Origin of the sequence: Thermopolyspora flexuosa, from assembly GCF_006716785.1 — a bacterium.
GTDB lineage: Bacteria > Actinomycetota > Actinomycetes > Streptosporangiales > Streptosporangiaceae > Thermopolyspora > Thermopolyspora flexuosa.
This window is the reverse complement of the sequence record NZ_VFPQ01000001.1, coordinates 4,946,241-4,966,495: the sequence shown is the minus strand read 5'-3', so window position 1 is coordinate 4,966,495 and position 20,255 is coordinate 4,946,241. Positions and strand designations below refer to the sequence as shown.

The 20,255-nt window shown below is 71.1% G+C and carries 14 protein-coding genes; 11 read left to right on the top strand and 3 right to left on the bottom strand.

Translation table 11 applies throughout. The features are described 5' to 3' along the window. The first annotated feature begins 324 nt into the window (after positions 1–324). From metK to fmdA, 4 genes are all read left to right on the top strand, one after another. Positions 325–1,563 (top strand): methionine adenosyltransferase, encoded by a 1,239-nt coding sequence (gene metK, locus FHX40_RS21285; RefSeq protein ID WP_142261255.1) that lies wholly within the window; start codon positions 325–327, stop codon positions 1,561–1,563. Positions 1,564–1,977: 414 nt separating this feature from the next. After that, on the top strand, positions 1,978–2,691 hold the full coding sequence (locus tag FHX40_RS21280; RefSeq protein WP_142261254.1) for a hypothetical protein: 714 nt from the start codon (positions 1,978–1,980) through the stop codon (positions 2,689–2,691). Positions 2,692–4,208: 1,517 nt separating this feature from the next. Further along, positions 4,209–4,493, top strand: a complete 285-nt coding sequence (locus tag FHX40_RS21275; protein WP_142261253.1) for an FmdB family zinc ribbon protein — start codon at positions 4,209–4,211, stop codon at positions 4,491–4,493. 27 nt (positions 4,494–4,520) lie between these two features. After that, a complete protein-coding gene (gene fmdA, locus FHX40_RS21270; RefSeq protein ID WP_142261252.1) occupies positions 4,521–5,777 on the top strand; it encodes a formamidase in 1,257 nt (418 codons plus the stop codon). A 651-nt stretch (positions 5,778–6,428) separates the two neighbouring features. On the opposite strand, the gene FHX40_RS26315 is transcribed toward fmdA, so the two are convergent. After that, positions 6,429–6,833 carry an ATP-binding protein gene (locus tag FHX40_RS26315; RefSeq protein WP_170198912.1) on the bottom strand — a complete coding sequence of 135 codons (405 nt, stop codon included), beginning with the start codon at positions 6,831–6,833 and terminating at the stop codon, positions 6,429–6,431. A gap of 352 nt (positions 6,834–7,185) precedes the next feature. Then, entirely contained in the window at positions 7,186–8,403 is a 1,218-nt protein-coding gene (locus tag FHX40_RS21260; RefSeq protein ID WP_142261250.1) for a helix-turn-helix domain-containing protein, read from the bottom strand. Between the two features lie 261 nt (positions 8,404–8,664). On the opposite strand from FHX40_RS21260, the gene FHX40_RS21255 reads away from it, so the two are divergent. Both FHX40_RS21255 and FHX40_RS21250 read left to right on the top strand, forming a co-directional pair. Further along, complete coding sequence (locus FHX40_RS21255) at positions 8,665–9,921, top strand: FxsB family cyclophane-forming radical SAM/SPASM peptide maturase (RefSeq protein WP_342353872.1); 1,257 nt, start codon at positions 8,665–8,667, stop codon at positions 9,919–9,921. Then, complete coding sequence (locus tag FHX40_RS21250) at positions 9,918–11,243, top strand: HEXXH motif domain-containing protein (RefSeq protein ID WP_142261248.1); 1,326 nt, start codon at positions 9,918–9,920, stop codon at positions 11,241–11,243. Before FHX40_RS21255 ends, FHX40_RS21250 begins: the two co-directional genes overlap by 4 nt. Positions 11,244–11,724: 481 nt before the next feature. On the opposite strand, the gene fxsT is transcribed toward FHX40_RS21250, so the two are convergent. Then, positions 11,725–14,268: an FxSxx-COOH system tetratricopeptide repeat protein gene (gene fxsT / locus FHX40_RS21245; protein ID WP_142261247.1), complete on the bottom strand. Its 2,544-nt coding sequence runs from the start codon at positions 14,266–14,268 to the stop codon at positions 11,725–11,727. A gap of 353 nt (positions 14,269–14,621) precedes the next feature. Between fxsT and fxsA the strand changes: the two genes are divergently transcribed. The 5 genes from fxsA (at position 14,622) to FHX40_RS21225 (ending at position 20,216) form a co-directional block, all read left to right on the top strand. After that, the gene (gene fxsA, locus FHX40_RS21240; protein ID WP_170198911.1) at positions 14,622–14,819 is read left to right on the top strand and encodes an FxSxx-COOH cyclophane-containing RiPP peptide; all 198 of its coding nucleotides are present in this window, start codon (positions 14,622–14,624) and stop codon (positions 14,817–14,819) included. Positions 14,820–14,925: 106 nt separating this feature from the next. Beyond that, complete coding sequence (locus FHX40_RS21235; RefSeq protein WP_142261245.1) at positions 14,926–16,866, top strand: tetratricopeptide repeat protein; 1,941 nt, start codon at positions 14,926–14,928, stop codon at positions 16,864–16,866. A gap of 145 nt (positions 16,867–17,011) precedes the next feature. Beyond that, positions 17,012–17,170, top strand: a complete 159-nt coding sequence (locus FHX40_RS25240) for a hypothetical protein (protein WP_170198910.1) — start codon at positions 17,012–17,014, stop codon at positions 17,168–17,170. A 552-nt stretch (positions 17,171–17,722) separates the two neighbouring features. Next, a complete protein-coding gene (locus tag FHX40_RS21230; RefSeq protein WP_142261244.1) occupies positions 17,723–18,049 on the top strand; it encodes a hypothetical protein in 327 nt (108 codons plus the stop codon). A 4-nt stretch (positions 18,050–18,053) separates the two neighbouring features. Next, positions 18,054–20,216 (top strand): carbon starvation CstA family protein, encoded by a 2,163-nt coding sequence (locus FHX40_RS21225; RefSeq protein WP_142261243.1) that lies wholly within the window; start codon positions 18,054–18,056, stop codon positions 20,214–20,216. Positions 20,217–20,255: the final 39 nt, after the last annotated feature.

Below are 20,255 nucleotides of genomic sequence, written 5' to 3'. Positions count from 1 at the left end.
CCGGCCTCCTGGGGTACGGTGGCCCGGAGCGGGCACGGCGAGATCGACCGGGAAATCGGCCGCGGTGGATCCTCGTCGATCATTCCGCGCGGCCGAAATGTCGTGAATCGAGCGGGGAGACGAACCGGAAGCAAGTGAATCAGGTCACCGTGTTCCCGGCCGGTGCCCGGCGGGCCGGTTCGTCGCCAGGGAATGCCCGGCCGTACCGCGCCGGTGACGGGAATCTCCGCCAATCCCGGGCGGGATGGTGTGATATGACGTGGCGGAGCCCTAGTCTCTCCGCTAAAAATCGCCAGTGACGAGCGAACCGCAAGGAGCCTCCCGATGTCGTTGCCGGAAACCCGCGACCACCTGTTCACCTCGGAGTCGGTCACCGAGGGCCACCCCGACAAGATGGCCGACGCGGTGTCGGACGCGGTGCTCGACGCCGCGCTCGCCAACGACCCGCAGTCCCGGGTGGCCTGCGAGACGCTGGTCACCACGGGCATGGTGGTGCTCGCCGGCGAGATCACCACGCCGGTGAACCTCGACTACACGCAGATCGTCCGCGACACCATCGTCCGGATCGGCTACGACGATGGACGGTACGGCTTCGACGGCAACCACTGCGCGGTGCTCGTCGCGCTCGACAAGCAGTCCCCGGACATCGCCCAGGGCGTGGACGCGGCCCAGGAGTACCGGGAGCGGCTGTCGGAGGACGAGTTCGACCGGGCGGGCGCGGGCGACCAGGGCATGATGTTCGGCTTCGCCACCGACGAGACGCCCGAGCTCATGCCGATGCCGATCGCGCTCGCGCACCGGCTGGCCCGGCGGCTCGCCGAGGTGCGCAAGGACGGCACCCTGCCGTACCTGCGGCCGGACGGCAAGACCCAGGTGACGATCCGGTACGTCGACCACACGCCGGTGGCGGTGGAGCGGGTGCTCATCTCGGCCCAGCACTCCGAGGACGTGACCAACGAGCAGATCCGCGAGGACCTGTGGCGACACGTCGTCGTGCCCACCCTGCCGTCCGGGCTGTACGACCCGGATGCCCTGCGGGGGAGCCTGCTGGTCAACCCCACCGGCCGGTTCGTGGTCGGCGGCCCGGTCGGCGACGCCGGGCTCACCGGACGCAAGATCATCGTGGACACGTACGGCGGGTACGCCCGGCACGGCGGCGGCGCGTTCTCCGGCAAGGACCCGTCCAAGGTCGACCGGTCCGCGGCGTACGCGGTGCGGCACGTGGCCAAGAACGTGGTCGCGGCCGGGCTGGCCAAGCGGTGTGAGGTGCAGGTCGCGTACGCGATCGGCGTGGCGCGGCCGGTGTCGCTGCTGATCGAGACCTTCGGCACCGAGCGGGTGAGCCCCAAGCTCATCGAGCGGCTGGTCACCGAGCACTTCGACCTGCGCCCGGCGGCGTTCCGCAGCCGCCTCGACCTGCACCGCCCGATCTACTCGCCCACCGCCGCCTACGGCCACTTCGGGCGCACCGACATCGACCTGCCGTGGGAGCGCACCGACCTCGCCGAGACCCTGCGCAAGGCCGCGGGCCTCTCCGACGACGCCGCCCCGGCCACCGCCTGAGGCCCATACGCCGGCAGGGGCGGGGCGGCCGCATGCCCCTGTCTGGCCGCCCCGGGGGAGGACCGGGCCGGCGTCCGTTTACGCCGTCACACCCGCCCGCGCCCGGTCGCGGGCGGTCAGGTGATTCGCCGTGCCGCCGAATTGGCCGATTCGGCGGCATTTTTGCCTTCGTGTACCGAATGTGAACAGGCGATCGTCTAATCGCGAAAACACCCCGCCCTATTCTGTTTCGGCTGGTGACCCGGTTCTGCGTGTGGACCCGGGTGATGCGGGTACGCGGATCCCGCGTCCGCTTGCGGCCAATCCCTTTTCTCGGGTTCATCGCCGCTCGATAGTGAGTGGTGGGTTTCTCGAGCGGACCACCCGATCACATATCGCCGCGTTCACGTTTCCCTGCGTCGGCGCGAGGGGACGGTGACGTTCTTCTTACCCGGTCCCTTGTCGTTTTCCGGTTCCGAACGGTGCCAGTGGTATTTCGATTTCCTGGCCGTCCTGATATTTCGTCGGCATCGGGAGAACAGGGGAGGTCCGTTGTCCGGGCTCGACGCGAGACTGAAGAAGCTGCACGCCTTGAAGGACGCGGTCGTGGAGGACGCGCCGAGGGAAGAGGAGAGGCGCATCCCGTTACAGGACCTGTTCGACTCCCCGGACCTCGGCGAGGAGCTGCTCGCCGCGATCACGGCATACGACGACGCCCGTGAGCGTGCCCTGGCGGCCGTCGAGCAGGCGCGACGCGATCTCCTGCGCCGTGTGAAGTCCGAGATCGGCAAGGAGTTCCGACGGGTCAAGGAGGCCGAGGAGAAGGTCGCCGACTCGTGCGGATCCCCGCAGCAGATAGCCGCGCTGTTGTCCGAGATGAAGCCGACCCTGGAGAGGTCCGCCTCTTCCAAGGACAGGATCGTGGCCATCCTCGAGGACATTCGCGGGGCCGTCGTCCCTGGCGGCGAGACCGCCGCCGCGGCGGGTGCGGCATCGGACGCCGGCCCGGGGACGCCGGTCACCGGCGACTCTCCCGGCTCGCCCCCTTCCGCCGAGCCACCGCCCGGCGAGGGGCAACCGGACGACCCATCGAACGCATCGGCGGAGGGTCCGGACGAGGCCCCGCCAGCAGGTGGTTCCAAAAGCTGACTCAGGTATGCCCTGGTGGCGAAGGCTAATGCTGGCCATCCGGCGGCTGCTGGGACGCGACAAACGAACCTCCCGCCCGTCGGGTGACGCCAGGCCACCACCGCCGTGAGGTTCTCGTGGTCGTGCGGATGATCGTGCGGCCGGTGCCGACGGCCGGGCCGGCGGGGCCTCGATGCGGCCCTACGCCGGAGCGTCTCCGCGTCACCCTTCCCTGTCTCGCTCCTGGCCGGGGATTCCTCTTACCCCAAGCGGAAACGCGCCGCGCGGTGACCCCTAGGGCGGCATCGGTTTCGTCCGCCGCGGAAGGCCCGAGCACGAGCGCCTGCCGTACCGGCCGGGCGTGGCCCTCGGTGGCCGCGTCCGGCCGCTGCACATACCGGAGACGGCGCGTGCGTAGTCCGCCGACGTGGGCGCGCCGGGCCGTACGCCGCGAGCACCCGGAGGCCTTGAGATCGGCGGCCGCGCATGAACTCCGCGGAGCCGGGTGTACGGAGTGCGGCGGATGCAGGCCGGTGATCCGGGCGGGGGCGCGTCCCGGGTATCGGTCAAGTCGGAAGATGCGCTAATCGGGGAAACGGCCCGTCCCTTTCTGTGATGTCCGATACGTGTGGTGCCCCTGGGACTGCAGGTGTTACGCCTGTGTGTCTTCGTGTCCGGATGCGGCCACTCCTCTTCTCTCGGGTGATCCGGCACTCGATAGTGAGTGACAGGTGTTCCAATCGACCTATTTGACCGCATATCTATGCGTCTGTGCTGCTGTGTCGCGATTTTGAGGGATCGGTGATGGTGATCGTCCGGTCCCTCATCGCGTTTCTCGCGGCACGACGCCCCGGGTGCCGGAGGGAACGCGTTCCCCCGGGCACCTGAATGCCGCCGTGGAACACGGACGAAAGGGGATGCCCGTTGTCCGATCCCGACCCGCTGCCGGCCACGTTATCGGTGCTCACGAGCAGGATCGAGACGGGGGTATCGGGGCGAGCACGCCCCTTCGCATGGCCGGACGTGTTCGCGTGGCCGGGCCGGGCAGGTGTGCCCGGTCCTCGGGCAGGGTGACGACCGCGCCTTCCCGGGGCCGGTGCCCGTGACGGTAGGGGCCGCCGGCGTCCGTGGCCTTCCGGGAGATCCGGTGGAGCCGTACCGCCCGGCCACCGCCGTGCGGCCCCGGCCACGGCCGCCGAGCCGTACCTTGCGGCCCGGGCGCGGAGCCGAGCGGGGCGGAACGTTCCGCGGGCACGCCGTGGCCCGGGGCGTTTTGAGCGGATGAGGCCTTTCCCGGCCATTTCCATCGACGTGTTCATGGCAAACGCCTTATCGACGTTTTGTCGCAGCGTGCCGTGCCCTGCCGTACTCCGCGAGCAAGCTTGGCATATTTGAGGTCGATTTCGAATCAATCGCCCGTTAAATTGCTTGAGTGCCCTCTTGTGGGCAAGTTGTCGCAGGTCGTGCCGACAGGAACGGCGTACGCTGGGGCACTTTCACGTCGGCTTCGCGCGAAAGGAAAACGAGAGGGAATTCGCATGGCGATATACGGCTATCGCTGCGCGCAGTGCGCCGACATCGAGGTCGCCTTTCCGATCGGGACCGCGCCCGCCACCGTCTCGTGCCCGGAGTGCGGCACGACCGCGACGCGGGTGTTCACCCCGCCGATGCTGAGCCGTACGCCCGCCGCCCTGTCGGCCGCGATGCAGCGCGCCGAACGCAGCGCCCACGAGCCCGAGGTCGTCACGTCCCTCCCGCCGCGCCGCCGGGCCCCGGCCCGGGTCGCCACCCATCCGGCCACGCGCCGTCTGCCGCGTCCGTGACCGTACCCGCCTGGAAAGGAGCCAGCCGTGCCTGAACTGATCTTCCCGCTCGACTCGACCAAGAGCTTTACCGAACAGGCCAAGGTCGGTCACAACCGGTGGCATCCCGAGATCCCGCCGGTGGCCACGGTCAAGCCGGGCGACAGCTTCCGGGTGCACTGCCGGGAATGGTTCGACGGCGCGATCCGCAACGACGACTCCGCCGAGGACATCCTCAACGCCCCGCTCAACCGGGTGCACGCGCTCAGCGGCCCGTTCGCCGTCGAGGGCGCCGAACCGGGCGACCTGCTCATCGTGGACATCCTCGACATGGGCCCGATCCCCGACGAGGACAGCGGCCCGCTCGCCGGCCAGGGCTGGGGCTACACCGGCATCTTCGCCAAGAAGAACGGCGGCGGCTTCCTCACCGACCAGTTCCCTGACGCGTACAAGGCGATCTGGGACTTCTCCGGCCAGACGGCCACCTCGCGGCACATCCCCGCGGTGTCGTTCGTCGGCATCCCGCACATCGGCCTCATGGGCACCGCCCCGTCCCACGAGCTGCTCGCCAAGTGGAACGCCCGCGAGCGCGCCCTGATCGAGACCGACCCCAACCGGGTGCCCCCGCTCGCCCTCCCGCCCGAGCCGGACGGCGCCATCCTCGGCGGTGTCCCCGAGTCCGAGTTCGACCGCGTCGCCCGCGAGGCCGCCCGCACCGCGCCCCCGCGCGAGAACGGCGGCAACCAGGACATCAAGAACCTCACCATCGGCACCCGCGTCTTCTACCCGGTCTTCGTCCCCGGGGCGAACCTCTCCCTCGGCGACCTCCACTTCTCCCAGGGCGACGGCGAGATCACCTTCTGCGGCGCCATCGAGATGGGCGGCTTCGTCGACCTCCACGTCGACCTCATCAAGGGCGGCATGGAGAAGTACCACGTCGGCGAGAACACCATCTTCATGCCGGGCCGTACCGCGCCGCAGTACAGCGAGTGGCTCGCCTTCTCCGGCGTCTCCGTCACCCTCGACGGCGAGCAGCGCTACCTCGACCCGTACCTCTCCTACCAGCGCGCCTGCCTGCACGCGATCAACTACCTGACCACCTTCGGCTACACGCCCGAACAGGCCTACCTGCTCCTCGGCGCCGCCCCCATCGAGGGCCGCCTCTCCGGCGTCGTCGACATCCCGAACGCCTGCGCCACCGTCTACATCCCGACCGCCATCTTCGACTTCGACGTCCGCCCCGGCTCCGGCACGCCGTACCGCATCCCCGAGGGCACCAACGTCCCGCACGCGAGCGCCGGCTGAGCCCTTGCTCCGGGGTGACGACGCGGGTACGGCCGCCCTTGTCGTCGTCGCGGCGACGCACCCTGACGTGCGGAAGCCGCATGGCGATGCGGCCGCCACCCGGCTAGACCGACACCGGCACTTCTGCGAGGACAAGCGTGGCAGCACCTGAAGACCTCCGGCCTGGTGGAGAAGCCTCTTCTCCCCGCCGGAGGTCTTCTCATTTCGTGGCCTTGGCTCACCGGCCTCCCGACCGGGTACGGCTAGCGGTTCGCGTCGAGCAGCGCGCGCCCTCGAGTAACGCCGCGAGGTAGCCACATAGGTACGCGAAACTGGCAGCAGACTCCTCTGACTGTTGGTAGAACGGCCAGGGAGACCTATAGGGGTGGGGCAGTTGATCAGCGCTCTGACCAGGGAGGGTGCACTACCGCCGGGTCGCTGCAAGAACGAGCCCGCGAGTCCTCTGTATTACGGCGCTGACCTGCGACTTTACCTGGGGTCGCCGATCACCCCTGGAGGGATGGCAACGTGTCCGAGTGGAGGAATCTGCGGGCCGGGTGCAGCGGTTCTCGATCATCCCTGGAGGGATCGCAACGTTGATAGCCGCCCGCAGTGCGCGGGCGATGGCAGGCGGCTGTCATGGTCGAAACGGTATGGGGATGGGGTGGGGGTTCATCGCCTCGGCAATCTGTAGGTGAACCACACGTGTGTTGCGCCTGCGGGGGTGTGTTTCCAGCCCGCCGATGTCGTGATCGTGGAGATTAGGGCCAGGCCGCGGCCGTGCTCCGTCATGTCGTCTTGCATGTTCACGCGGCGGGGCAAGATTCCGCCGTGATCCACGACGGAGCCGTACAGACAGTCAGGCCCCAGCCGTAGCTGGAGGCGGATGGGCGGCGCGCCGTGTACGGCGGCGTTGGTGACCAGCTCTGAGACGACGAGGAGGATGTCGTCCGCGACGGCGTCCAGGCCCCAGTCGGCCAAGGTCTTCCGGGTTAGGTCCCGGGCGACGGCAGGTGCACGAAGGTCGGGCGGCAGATCCCAGGTACGGAAGGAGTCGCCTGACGGACGGCGCGTCATAGAACCTCGCTTGGACAGGGGGAGCGAGGACGGTGCGAGGTCGCGACGCGTGCATCCGACTGGTGTGCAGGTGCGACGGCGTGCCCCCGTTGACGGGAGCCTTGTCACACAAGGGGCTGGCATGGCCCGCTGCGCCACGATATCGCCTCGCTAGCGTCCTCTGATTGCATCGGCGTGACGGGCCGGAGGCAGCGGTGTGCTCTGGCGAGGTTGTCTCCCGCCTCGAGAACGATCCTCGACAATCGGCCGAGCAGGTGGTTCCGGTCTTACTTTCCGTGCCCATCACCGCACGGAAAGTAGTCACCTGTCTGTGTAGTGTTTCACCAGAGTGAAATAGACCGATCCGGCATGGTCAGTGGGGGACGCCCATTCGGGCGGCCATGCCGCGTAGCTCCCGGCCGGCGGCCGCTGCGCGTGACTGCTCCAGCAGTACCGCCACTGTCTCGCGTACCCGAGCGTCGTTGCGAATCCGTTGCGGGGCCATTCGCTCCGCCTCCCGCAGCCACTCGATCGCCTGGTCGCGGGTGCTCCGCTCCTTGGCCAGGCCGCGGCCGACGTCGGCCAGCAGCATCGCGTGCCGCGATCGGCGCGTGCCGTACCGGCTGCGGTCGATTCGCTCGGCGATTTCCAGCACGCCGCGTCCGGTGCGCCCGGTTTCCACGGCTATGGCCACCCGCCATCCGCCCACGTTGGTGGCGGAGAATGATCCCCAGTTGTTCACAGGATCGTCGGGAACGCGTGTGGCGAGCTCGGCGGCCTCGTTCAGCAGATCCTCGGCGTCGTCGAGCCGGAGGCTGACGGCCGCGCTCAGGGCGGCCATCAGGGTGAGCATGCCCAGTACGGCGATGCCCTCGTCAGTACGGGCGTGCGTCTGGAGTGCGGTGGCCGCGCGGAGAGCGGCGGCGTGCGTCCGCTCCCAGCTTCCGGCTCGCGGCATCGCCTGAATCAGCAGGTACGTGGCCTTGCCGATCGCGATCGGGTCGTCGAGCATGCGGGCTGCCGCGTCCGCCCTGGCTGCCGCCAGGTAGGCGAGGTCCGGATAGCCCAGATCCTTACTCCTGACCGAGGCCGGATGGCACGCTTCGATGAGCATTTCCAGCGCGGCCCGCTGTTCTCGCTCGCCGATTGGTTGGGCGATGTGATAGTGCAGCTCGTCCAGGAGCGGAGGGAGCAGGCGGCCGAGTTCGATGTAGTCGCAAACCGCTGAGGCGGCCTCGACGCGTCGCAGTTCGGCGGCGAGTTCGTCGATCGGCCGGGCACGGTCGACGGCCGGGGCGGTGAGTGTGTTGGTTTGTAACGCGACCCGGATGGGCGGAATCGCCGAATGCGGGCCCGCGCGCAACGGATCGTCTCCCAGGTGCGGGCCGCCCAGCAACTCGGTCTCGGATACCTGCAGGGCAGCGGCCAGAGCGGAAATGTGGGAACGGCGGTCCAGGGCTCGCTGTCCGCGCTCGGCCATGGAGAGGAAACTCACGCTGAGTCCGGCCTGCCCGGCGAGCTGAGCCAGCGTCATCCGCCGCCAGCGGCGTAGCGTTCTGAGGCGGGCACCGACGGTGGCGTCGTCGTACACGGCCTCGCACCTCCTGAAGCCTTTGGTTCGTCCAGCGTACGAGGTGCCGCCTCTATGCGGCCAGGGATAGCACGATGCGGCAGAGCACAACGTGACACCTGGCAATTTCCCTCACGATTCGGCCGGGGTTAACCGGGGCGATGGCCGACTTCGCGGACAGGCATCTGTAAAGAGTGTTTGTCTATATGGTTTGGTTAGTTTTAATGGGTGATATAAGGCCAAATGGGACGGCCACTGGTGGCTGCGCCCGCTGGCGAGGGCGTGAGGGGGCGGTGCGTGGGGCGCGCGGGGGATGGGGGAACGTTCGGGCGGGAGTGGCCGGCGACGCTTGACGTCGGGGCGTTGCTGGCCGAGGGCTGGCGGCCGTATCCCTTTCGGGAATTCGTGCTGAAGGTGCACAGCCGGTGCAATCTGGCCTGTGACTACTGCTACATGTACGAAATGCCAGATCAGAGCTGGCGTTTCCGGCCCCGGCGGATGAGCCGGGAGGTGATCGAGCAGACCGCCGCGCGCATCGCCGAGCATGTACACGCCCACGGGCTCGACGCGGTCGAGGTCGTGCTGCACGGGGGAGAGCCGCTGCTGGCCGGGGTGGAGCACCTCGGCCATGTCGTGCGCACCATCCGCGCGGCCGTCGGGGGCGCGGCCCGGGTCGGGGTGCGGGTGCAGACGAACGCGGTCCTCCTCGACGAGCGTTACCTGCGGCTCTTCGACGAGCTCGGGGTCCGGGTGGGGGTGAGCCTCGACGGGGACGCCGAGGCGCAGGAGCGGCACCGGCGCACGCCGGACGGGCGGGGCAGCCACGCGGCGGTGACGGCCGGGCTGCGGCTGCTCACCGGCGAGCGGTACCGGCACCTGTTCGACCGGTTGCTGTGCACGATCGACATCCGCAACGACCCGGTGCGCACGTACGAGGCGCTGCTCGCGTGGGGGCCGCCGACGATCGACTTTCTGCTGCCGCTGGCCAACTGGGAGCGGCCGCCGCCGGGGCGGGCGCCGGGCGCGGCGGCCACGCCGTACGCGGACTGGTTGATCGCGATCTTCGACCGGTGGTACGGCACGGCGCCGATGCCGGTGCGGGTCCGGCTGTTCGGGGAGATCATGCATCTGCTGCTCGGCGGGGCGAGCACGGTGGAGAGCGTCGGGATCTCGCCGGCCGCCACGGTCGTGGTGGAGACCGACGGGGCCATCGAGCAGGGCTCGGCGCTCAAGGCGGCGTACCCGGGGGCGCCCGCCACCGGGCTGCACGTGGCCAGGGACCGTTTCGACCAGGCGCTCGCGCTGCCGGGGTTCGCGGCGCGGCAGCTCGGCGTCGCAGGGCAGGCGGCGCGGTGCCGGGCCTGTCCGGTGGGGCGGGTCTGCGGGGGCGGGCACTTCGCGCACCGCTACCGCAGGGGGACCGGGTTCGCGAATCCCTCTGTCTACTGTCCCGATCTGTTCCGGCTGATCACCCATATCCGGTCACGCATGCAGGCCGACCTGCGCGGACGGGCGGCCGTAGGGCGGGTGGCGCGATGAGGCCGGTGCCGTACCGTCTCGGCGAGGAGGAGCTCGTCGCCCTCGGCGGCGGGGACGACGTCACGAAGATCGTTGAGCGGCTGGCGGCCGCGCAGTACGACGGGCGCATGCTGCTGCTCTGGGGCGTCATGGACACCGCCCGGCGGGTCGGCCATCCCGAGGCGGAGCGGGTACGGCACGGCTACGAGCTGCTCGCCCGGCTTCAGCGGCGGTACCCGGGGGTCGCCGGGGAGGTGCTGCGGCATCCGGCGGTCGGCGCGTGGGCCTTCCACACCCTGCGCGGCCTGCGCGGGGAGACGGCCGGCCCGGCCGCCCGGCCGGCGGGGCTCGCCGCCCTCGCCGCGGCGGTGCTGGTGAAGAGCGGGGCCGAGGGCGCGGTGGAGGTGCCGGTGGTGGACGGTGCGGTCACGCTGCCGTCCCTGGGGCGGGCGCTGCTCGGCACCTCGGATCGGTTCGCGCTGGTGCGGTCGGGCGCGGCGGGCGCCGAGGTGATCGCCACCGGCGCGCGGGTGGCGATACCGGCCGACGCGGAGACGGACGCGCCCGGATGGCATGGGATGCGCGCGCTCGCCGCCGGGGCCGGGAAGTTCACGATCCGCGTCCTCGTCGACGACCTCGACCCGTTCCGGATGCCGGGCGCTCTGGTGAACGGGCGGCTCACCGCGGCCGAGGCGGCGGAGTGGCGGGCGGTGTTCCACGACGCCTGGCAGGTGCTGGTCACCGGCCATCCGGTGGCGGCGGCCGAGGTGGCCGCGGTGATGCGGGCGATCACGCCGCTCGAACGGCCGCCCACCGGGCAGCGCAGCGCCACCTCGTCGGAGGCGTTCGGCGCGGTCGCGGTGTCCCGGCCGGTGGACGCGCCCGCCCTGGCCGCGGCCCTCGTCCACGAGGTGCAGCACAGCAAGCTCAACGCGGTGATCGACATCGTGCCGCTCGTCCGGTCGGGCGTGGGCCACCGGCGGTACTACGCGCCGTGGCGGGACGACCCACGTCCGCCCGCCGGGTTGATGCAGGGCGCGTTCGCGCACCTCGCGGTGAGCGGGTTCTGGCGGCGGCAGCGCCACCGGGAACGCGGGGCCGCGGCGATCCGGGCGCACGCCGAGTACGCCCGTTGGCGGGCCGGGGCGCTGCAGGTGACCCGCACCCTGCTCGCCGAGCGGCTGCTCACCGAGGCCGGAAAGGTGCTCGCCGCGGCGATGCTGCGCACCCTGACCGCGTGGCAGGCCGAGCCGGTGCCGCGCGAGGCGGCCGTACGCGCCCGGCGTGAGGCCGAGCTGCACCGCAGGCGGTGGCGGGTGCGCAACCGCATGCCCATCCGGTGAGCCGGGGCCCGGCGGCGTGAGTCCGGCCCCGCCGCACGACGCGGATGGCTTCGGCGATGCCGCGTACCTTGACCGCGTGGCAGGACAGGCCGATGCCGAACGCGAGTCCGTGGTGCGTGCGCGGTGGGAGGTCGAGGCGTATCGCGGGCAGCGGCAAGCACACAGCGCCATGGTCGGCCCGCTGATCCGGACCCGGCGGACGGGTCGAGTGGGCGCGGACCGGCCGTGGTGATGGTGCGCGCCCTGACCGCGTGGCAGGTCAAGCCGTTGCCGCACGCGACGTCGTGGCGCGCGCCGGACGAGCGTGCAACCGCGCGGGCCATCCGGTGAACCCGTGGCGCGGCCGAAGCAATGGTGCGAAGCCGCCCGTGGGACGCCGCCCCGGACGCGGGGCGATCACGCCGGTGCCTCGCATGCGGCCCGCGCCCGAGCCGCGCCAGGCGTGGCAGGCGCGCAGCCGTACGGCCGGCCGGGAGGCCGATCAGATGTCCGGCGGGTCGAAGTCGAAGTTGAGGCGGGTGCCGGACTCGGCGAGCCTGGTGTCCGGGTGGTCGGGGCCGAGCGTCTGCGCGTAGGCGGTGAGGGTCTCGGAGTGCAGCGCGTCGGCCTCCCGCTCGGCGCCAAGGGCACGCAGGTCGAGCACGAGGTTGGCGGCGCAGCCGAGGGTCATCGGGTGGTGGTCGCCGAGCTTGGCCTTGAGCCGCCGCAGGGTGTCGCTGCCGAGGTCGTGGGCGGCCTGTACGTCGCCGAGCGCGGCGAGGTCGCTGGCGAGGTTCGTGGCCACGGTGAGCGGATAGTGGTGGTCGCGGCCGAGCCGTGCGTCCAGGCCGTCGAGCGCCTGCTGGTTCAGCTCGCGGGCGAGGTCGGCCCGGCCGCGCAGCCGCTGCAGCAGGGCGAGGTTGGTGAGGCAGCCGTAGGTGTACGGGTGGGTCTTGCCGTACACCTTCGGGTAGCGCTCGGCGGTGTCCTGCGCGATCGGGAACGCCTCGTCGATCTGCCCGGCGGCGCGCAGCGCGTTGGCGAGGGCCACCTCGGCGGCGAGCGTGCCGGGGTTGTCCTTGCCGACGATGCGGGTGAACTTGGTGACCAGCTCCCGGGCGAGCTCCAGCGCCTCCTCGACGGCGCCCGAGCGGCGCAGCGCGATCGACAGCTCCTTGCCGGTGCGCAGCGTCCACGGGTTGTCGGCGCTGAGCTCCTGGCGGCCGAAGTCGTAGGCGTCCTCGCTGAGGAACCTGGCCTCGTTGTAGTCGCCGCACAGCCGTACCGCCCGGGCGAGGCCGGTCCACGAGGCGAGCACGTTGAGCTTGCTGACGCCCTGGGTGGCCTCGCTCTGCGCGTTGAACACGGCCTCGTGCAGGGCGCGCGCCCCCGGGTAGTCGCTCATCAGGCCGAGGTCGAGCGCGAAGTTGTGGGTCACCCGCAACGTGCGCGGGTCGCGCTCGCCGTACCGCGCCTCGTGCAGCTCCCGGCACATGCGGTCCTGCTCCAGGGCGGCGCGGAAGTCGCCCTGGGCGCGCAGGTTGGCGCCGGCGAGGCTGAGCAGGCTGAGCGTGATCTCGTCGTCCTCGCCGAGGACGCGGCGGGCGCGCGGCAGCGTCGCCTCGACGATCTCGTGCGCCGCGCGGTAGTCGCCCTGCTCGCGCAGGATGGTGGCGAGCCGGCGCTCGGCGAGGATGATCTCGCGGGCGTCGGGGTCGGTGTTCCGCCGCCACGAGGCCAGGTACCGGTCGATGAACGCCCGGGCCGTGGCGAAGTCGCCGCGGTTGGTGAGGTAGCGCGCCACGTTGAGCGCGAACTCCCGTACCTGCTCCCGCGTGGAGTCGGCGATGTTCGTCGGCTCGACGTGGGCGACCAGCTCGTCGAAGCGCGGCCAGCGGGACTCGTCGTCCGGGTCGTGCGGTGCGGCGCCGGCGAGCAGCAGGTGCACCTCGTCCCGGTAGACGGACTGCTCCTCGGGCGAGAGCGAGGCCCGCACCAGGGCCTGGATGAGCCGGTGGACCTGGATCGTGCGGTTGTCGGAGTCGATGCGGCCGAGCGCGAAGCGGCCCAGCATGCGCAGCGCCTGCGAGCGGCGGATCGCGTTGCCGATCACCGGGTGGAGCTTGGAGTCCTTGGGCAGGGTGCTGCGCCGGAAGACGTCGAGGGGGATCGGCTCGGGGCCGAAGAACGCGCAGGCGCGCAGCAGCTCGAGCGCCTCGGGCAGCTCCTCCTGGAGCTTGCTCACCGAGAGCTGCCAGGCCGCGGTCATCGGCGCCCGGTACTCCGGGGCGCCGATCTGGTTGAGCAGCTGCGCCGGCTGCTTGTCGAGGAGGTCCAGGTACTCCTCGGTGGACATGCCCGTGACCGACTGCAGCGCGCCCGCCTGTTCCAGGGCGAGCGGCAGGTCCCCGAGCCGCTCGGCGAGCAGGTGGGCCTCGGCCGGGGTGACCGACTTGGGCGCCCGGCGGCTGAGGAACTCGATGCTCTCCTCGCGGGTGAAGGTGTCGACGTGGATCGTCTCGACGACGCTCGCCCACTCCTGGTTGCGCGACGTGATCAGCACGTGGCCGGGACCGTCGAGCGGCACCAGGCGGATGATCTCCTCGGGATTCTCGGCGTTGTCGAAGACGAGCAGCCACTTGTCGATCGGCTCGCCGCGGCGCAGGGCGGTGAGCACGGCGTTGGCCGCGTCGTCGATGCCGGCCGCCTGCGCGGACTCCAGGCCGAGCAGGGGCGCGAGGGCGGCGAGCGCGGACGGGACGAGCCGGTGCTGGTCGGCCGGGATCCACCAGACGAGGTCGTACTCGGACCGGTAGCGGTAGGCGTACTCGATCGCGATCTGCGTCTTGCCGACACCGCCCATGCCGTGCAGGGCGTACGGCAGCACGGCGGTCACCCGGCCGACGACATTGCGGTGAAGATCTTCGAGGAGTTGCTCCCGGCCGGTGAAATTCTTGTTCCGAGGAGGCACCTTTCCCCATATCTGGGGCAGGCGTCCAGCCGGCCGATTTCTCACCGAGTCCGAGTCCACAACGCCTCCGCTCATCCGCGATCGTACGGGTAATCGTACTGTCCTTACCCGTCGGTTGCGGAAAATCCACTCGCCGCCGGTGAGCCGCGATTGCCGCAGGTGATGCGGGCGATAGCTGAGTCAAAAGTCATTTAAGTGATCATAGATGCCCGTGTGTCCGTTTATGAGTGATATGTGGGCATATCCGCATTATCATTGGTGAAGAAAACATCACCCCTGGGAGGAAGTGGGCCGAGCCGATCGACAGGCCGGGGGCGGAGAGTGTATGAGTGAGCTGATCGAAGTGTCGCCCGGCCGTGAGGTTCCGCGCCCCGTGTTCGCGGGAAGCATCTGCATGGGCGTTCGCGACGATGGACAGAGAGCGTGGCATGCCTGAGGAGAACGTGACGCGAGATCACGCCGGCGACGGCTCGGACGCCGGGGGAGGTCTGCTCGACCTCACCGGGCTCGACCTTACCGATCTCGACGCGGCGGACCCCACGGCCCTCGGTGCGGCGCTGCGACGAATGCTCGACGCCCGTTCCCAGGACACGAGCCAGGACGTGGTGGCCGGGTTCCAGGACTAGATGTCGGCCATCATGCAGGATGTGAACGGCAACGAGCAGCGAGACAGGTGATCGTCATGTGCCCGCCTCCGCCGACCTTCCACCCTGAGCACAGGAGGCACCGCACATGACGGCCGGGACCATGACGACGCGGGCGACGGTGCCCCCGTACCCGGGGACCCGGCCCTTCGGCACCCGGGACGCCCCCCGGTTCTTCGGCCGCGGCCGTGAGGCGGAGGAGCTGGCCGGGCTGTGGCGGCGCAACCGGGTGACGGTCCTGTACGGCCCGGCGGGCGCCGGCCGTACCTCGCTGATCGCGGCCGGGGTGCTGCCGCTGGTCGGCACGCCCGGGGACGAGGCGCCGCCGGTCGGCCGGGTGTCGTACCGCACCGTGTTCCCGGTGGCCGCGCTGCCCGAGCACAACCCCTACACGCTGGCGCTGCTGTGTTCCCTGGCGCCCCACGAGCCGGTCACCGACCTCGTCGGCTGGTCGCTGCGGGACTTCCTGCGCAGGTGGCCGCGCCGTACCGACAGCTGGGGGCGGCGGCCGCCGCTGCTGGTGGCCGTCGACCAGGTCGAGGAGCTGTTCGCCGACGTCTCGCACGCGCCCGGCCGGGACCGCCGGCGGCGGGCGTTCGTCGAGGAGCTCGCCGAGGCGCTCGACGAGCACGACGACCTGCGGCTGCTGCTGTCGATCCGGGAGGGCCACCTCGACGAGCTCGCCGCGTACGAGCGCACGCTCGGCGGCTTCGCCCGGTTCCGGCTCGCGCCGCTCGACCCCGAGGCCGCGCTCGAGGCGGTACGGCGGCCGCTCGAGGCGACCGCGCGTTCGTACGCGCCCGGCGTCGCCGAGGGCATCGTCGAGGACCTGGCGGCGGGCACCGACCGGGTCGAGCCCGCCCTGCTCCAGGCGGCCTGCGCGGCGCTGTGGCGGGCGCTGCCGCCCGACCTCCGGGTGATCACGGCGGACGCGGTGCGCGCACACGCCGACGTCGGCGCGTCGCTGACCTACTTCGCCGGGCGGGTGCTGGGCGAGGTGGCCGAGCGCACCGGAGGCTCCTTCCTCGACCTCGCGGCCTGGCTGCGCGCCGTGCTCGGCGGGCAGGCCACGGCCGGGGAGGCGACGGTGCCCGGCCCGGTGCTCCGCATGCTCGAGGACCGGCACCTGCTGGCGCGTACGCCGGACGGATACCGGGTACGGCATCCGCGGCTGATCCCCGCGCTCCGCGCGGTCACGCCCAGCGCGCCCGAGCCGGCCGACGCCGGCACGTACCTGCGCGACGCGCTGCAGGCCATGGCCCGCGGGGAGCTCTCCCTCGCCGAACGGCTCGCCGACGTGGCGCTGCGCGTGACCCCCGGCGACGAGCTGCGCGCGCGGGCCGAGGCCGAGATCCTGCTCGGCAACATCGCCGTGGAACGCGGCATCACCGACGAGGCCGAGTCCCGCTACCACGCCGCGGCCGCGCTGCTCGAGGCGTGCGGGGACACCGCGGCGGTGGGGCGGCTGCTCGCCGCGGTCGGGAGGCTCCGGCTCGCCCGGGGCGACGGCGCCGAGGCGCTGGAGGAGCTGCGCGCCGCGGCCGAGCGCCTCCCGGGCGACCTCACCGTGCGCACCGAGCTCGCCCGGGTGCTGTGGCAGCTCGGGCAGCCGCAGGGCGCGGTGACCGTGGTGAACAGCGTGCTGTCGGCGAAGGGCAACGTGCCCGAGGCGCTGCGGGCGCGCGGCGAGTTCCTCGCCGACCTCGGCGACGCCGAGGGGGCGCTGCGCGACCTCGCCCAGGTACGGCGGCGCCTTCCGGCCATCACGCGGGCGGCGCACGCGCTCGCGCTCGCCCGGGTCGGCCGGTTCGAGCCGGCCCGGCGGGAGATCGACGAGGCGCTCACCGAGGCGCCGAACAGCGGGCCGGTGCTGCTGTACGCGGCCCAGGTCGAGGCGCTGCGCGGGGAGCCGGACGCCGCCGACGCGCTGGCCCGCCGCGCCGAGGCGGCGAGCGAGCCCCGGCTGTACCCGCATCAGCGCGGCAAGGCCCGCCTCCTGCTCAGCGGCGACCGGAACCGGCCGCGCTGAGACCGCCCCTCGTCCGGGCCGTCGTCGGCGATCGCCCGGTACAGCGCGTCCATGCAGGCGTCGTACTCGGTGAAGTCCGGGGGGCACCCGGATCTCGCCGACGACGAAGCGCTTGTCCGCCCCGTTGTCGTAGATCATCTCCGCGTTGCGCAGCACCGTGGCCGACAGCCGGGTGGCCGCGGCGGCGAGCGCGCGGGCCGCCTCGGCGACCGCGGGCGGGGCGATCACGGCCACGTGGGACGCGTGCAGCCCGACCGCCTCCGCGTTCTCCTGCACGGCGGCGAGCTTGGCGTCCAGGTCGTAGTGCTTGCCGCTGCAGGCGAGATCGACCTGCACCCGCAGCCTCATCGCCGGGCCGAGCAGGTCGCCGTACGCGCGGCGGCGGGCCTCGACGCGGGCCTGCTCGTGCTGCCGCTCCGCCTGCCGCGCCTCGCGCCGGGAGGTGCCCCAGAGGGTGGCCAGGACCGCGAGGATCGCGCCGCTCGCCGAAATCACCGCGTTCCATGCGGAAGGATCGGGGGCCATGGAATGAAGTCTGAATCATCGACGGCCGGACCGCGCAGACCCGCGGCGAAATGGCGCGGCCGGTGGGCAGGGGTGCGCCGCCGACCGTGTGCGTGCGGGAGGATCGCTGCGCCGATCACCTCAGGAAACGCGACATTTATCGCTTGCGGTTAAGAACCTGGACAATGCTCGCAAAGCTCCTGATCGGTACCTGTACGAGCGGTTTGTCCGTCGTGTCACTGTAACGGCTGTATTTCACCGTTACTACGTGTGAAAGAACAATGTTTCGATCTTTGCATGATCGGGTAAACGCGCCGTTAGCTTCTGGGTCACGAGTCGTCGGGAGCCCCGGATGTCCCAGATCACGTTGACGGCGGCGGCGCGTGACGCGCTCGGCGAGGACGAGGTCATCTTCGTCGACTGGCACGTCACCGGGCTGTGCTGCGCCGACGCGGGGGAGTTCTCCGTCCGGGCGTTGCGGCGGTCGCGGCTGCCCCGCCGGGCCCGGCGGCTCGGGAACGACCTGGTCTTCGCCCACCCCCTCGCCTGGGTGCACCTGGCCGACCTGCCGGTCACGATCGACTGCCGCCCGCTGTGGCGCTGGCGGCGCTTCACCACCGATCTGCCGCCGGACGCCGGCCTGCGCTGCTGCCTGGGTCGTCCCCTGCACGGGAGGTAAGCCGGTGAAGAAGGTTCGGTCCATCATCATCTGGACATTGGTCGCCGTGGTGGGCGCGGCGGGATGGGCGGTGCTCGCCCTGTCCAGAGGTGAGAGCGTCAACGCCGTCTGGCTGGTGTGCGCAGCCCTCGGCTCCTACGCCATCGCCTACCGTTTCTACGCCCGCTTCATCTGCCGGAAGGTGCTCGGCGTCGACGACAACCGGGCCACCCCGGCCGAACGGCTCGACAACGGCATCGACTACCAGCCCACGGACCGGCGGATCCTGTTCGGCCACCACTTCGCCGCGATCGCGGGCGCCGGGCCGCTGGTCGGGCCGGTGCTCGCCGCGCAGATGGGCTACCTGCCCGGCACCATCTGGATCATCGCGGGCGTGATCTTCGCCGGCGCCGTGCAGGACATGGTGATCCTGTTCTTCTCCATGCGCCGCAACGGCCGCAGCCTCGGGCAGATGGCCCGCGACGAGATCGGCCCGGTCGGCGGCGCGGCCGCGCTGGTCGCGGTGTTCGCGATCATGATCATCCTGCTCGCGGTGCTCGCGCTCGTCGTGGTGAACGCGCTCGCCCAGTCGCCGTGGGGCGTGTTCTCCATCGCGATGACCATCCCGATCGCCCTGTTCATGGGCTTCTACCTGCGCGTGGTACGGCCCGGCCGGGTCGTCGAGACATCCGCGATCGGCGTCGGCCTGCTCATCCTCGCGATCATCGCCGGCGGCTGGGTGCAGGAGTCGAGCTGGGCCGAGTACTTCACCCTCAGCCCGTCGGCCCTCGCGATCGCCCTGATCATCTACGGTTTCGTCGCCGCGGTGCTGCCGGTGTGGATGCTGCTGGCGCCGCGCGACTACCTGTCGACCTTCATGAAGATCGGCACCATCGTGCTGATGGCGGTCGGCATCGTCATCACGCTGCCGCCGATGCGGAACACCGCGTTCACCGACTTCGCGTTCAGCGGTGACGGGCCGGTCTTCGCCGGGTCGCTGTTCCCGTTCGTGTTCATCATCATCGCCTGCGGCGCGCTGTCCGGCTTCCACTCCCTGATCTCCTCCGGCACCACGCCGAAGATGATCCAGAAGGAGTCGCAGGTCCGGCTCATCGGGTACGGCTCCATGCTCATGGAGTCGTTCGTCGCGGTGATGGCGATGGCCGCGGCCTGCCTGCTCAGCCCCGGCCTCTACTTCGCGATGAACTCGCCCGCCGGCGTGGTCGGCACCACGGTGCAGTCGGCCGCCGAGGCGGTGTCGAACATGGGCTTCGTCATCACGCCCGAGCAGCTCCAGGCCGCGGCCGACGCGGTGCAGGAGGAGACGCTGATCGCGCGGACCGGGGGTGCCCCGACGCTCGCCGTCGGCATCTCGGAGATCTTCTCCGGGTTCCTCGGCGGCGACGCGTTCAAGGCGTTCTGGTACCACTTCGCGATCATGTTCGAGGCGCTGTTCATCCTCACCACCGTGGACGCGGGCACCCGGGTCGGCCGGTTCATGCTGCAGGACACGATCGGCAACCTGTGGAAGCCGTTCGGCCGGGTGAGCTGGTGGCCGAGCCTCGTGGCGGCGAGCGCCGTGGTCGTGGCGGCCTGGGGCTACTTCCTCTACCAGGGCGTCAACGACCCGCTCGGCGGCATCAACCAGCTGTTCCCGCTGTTCGGCATCGCCAACCAGCTGCTCGCCGCGGTGGCGCTCACCGTCGCCACCACGCTCATCATCAAGAGCGGAAAGGTGAAGTGGGCCTGGGTGACCTTGGCGCCGCTCGCCTGGGACGCGGCGGTGACGCTGACCGCGAGCTGGCAGAAGGTGTTCTCCAGCGACCCGACGCTCGGCTTCTTCGCGCAGCGTGACCGCTACCAGGCCGCGATCGAGCGGGGTGAGATCCTCGCCCCGGCGAAGTCGATGGACGAGATGCACCAGATCGTCGTCAACTCCACGGTCGACGGCATCCTGGCGGCGCTGTTCGCGATCCTCATCATCATCGTGATCGCGGACGCGGCCCGGGTGTGGATCAAGGCGATCCGCGCCACCGAGCCGCTGCCGAGCACCGAGGCCCCGTTCGTGCAGTCGAAGATCGTGGCCCCGTCCGGCCTGTTCGCCACCCGCGAGGAGAAGCGGCTCATGGCCCAGGCCGCGGCGGCGTCCGGCGGCGGCGACGACCGCGCCGCCTCGGCCACGTCGTAGTCGGGATCCCGCCCTTCGGCACAGCGCGAGGCCGGCCGG

Bases quoted from the DNA above. Each gene is read 5' to 3' on its own strand.
- FHX40_RS21235 (WP_142261245.1), top strand. From the start codon at position 14,926: ATGACGGCCGGGACCATGACGACGCGGGCGACGGTGCCCCCGTACCCG.
- fxsT (WP_142261247.1), bottom strand. From the start codon at position 14,268: ATGAGCGGAGGCGTTGTGGACTCGGACTCGGTGAGAAATCGGCCGGCT.
- FHX40_RS21275 (WP_142261253.1), top strand. From the start codon at position 4,209: ATGGCGATATACGGCTATCGCTGCGCGCAGTGCGCCGACATCGAGGTC.
- FHX40_RS21230 (WP_142261244.1), top strand. From the start codon at position 17,723: ATGTCCCAGATCACGTTGACGGCGGCGGCGCGTGACGCGCTCGGCGAG.
- fxsA (WP_170198911.1), top strand. From the start codon at position 14,622: ATGCCTGAGGAGAACGTGACGCGAGATCACGCCGGCGACGGCTCGGAC.
- FHX40_RS21250 (WP_142261248.1), top strand. From the start codon at position 9,918: ATGAGGCCGGTGCCGTACCGTCTCGGCGAGGAGGAGCTCGTCGCCCTC.
- metK (WP_142261255.1), top strand. From the start codon at position 325: ATGTCGTTGCCGGAAACCCGCGACCACCTGTTCACCTCGGAGTCGGTC.
- FHX40_RS26315 (WP_170198912.1), bottom strand. From the start codon at position 6,833: ATGACGCGCCGTCCGTCAGGCGACTCCTTCCGTACCTGGGATCTGCCG.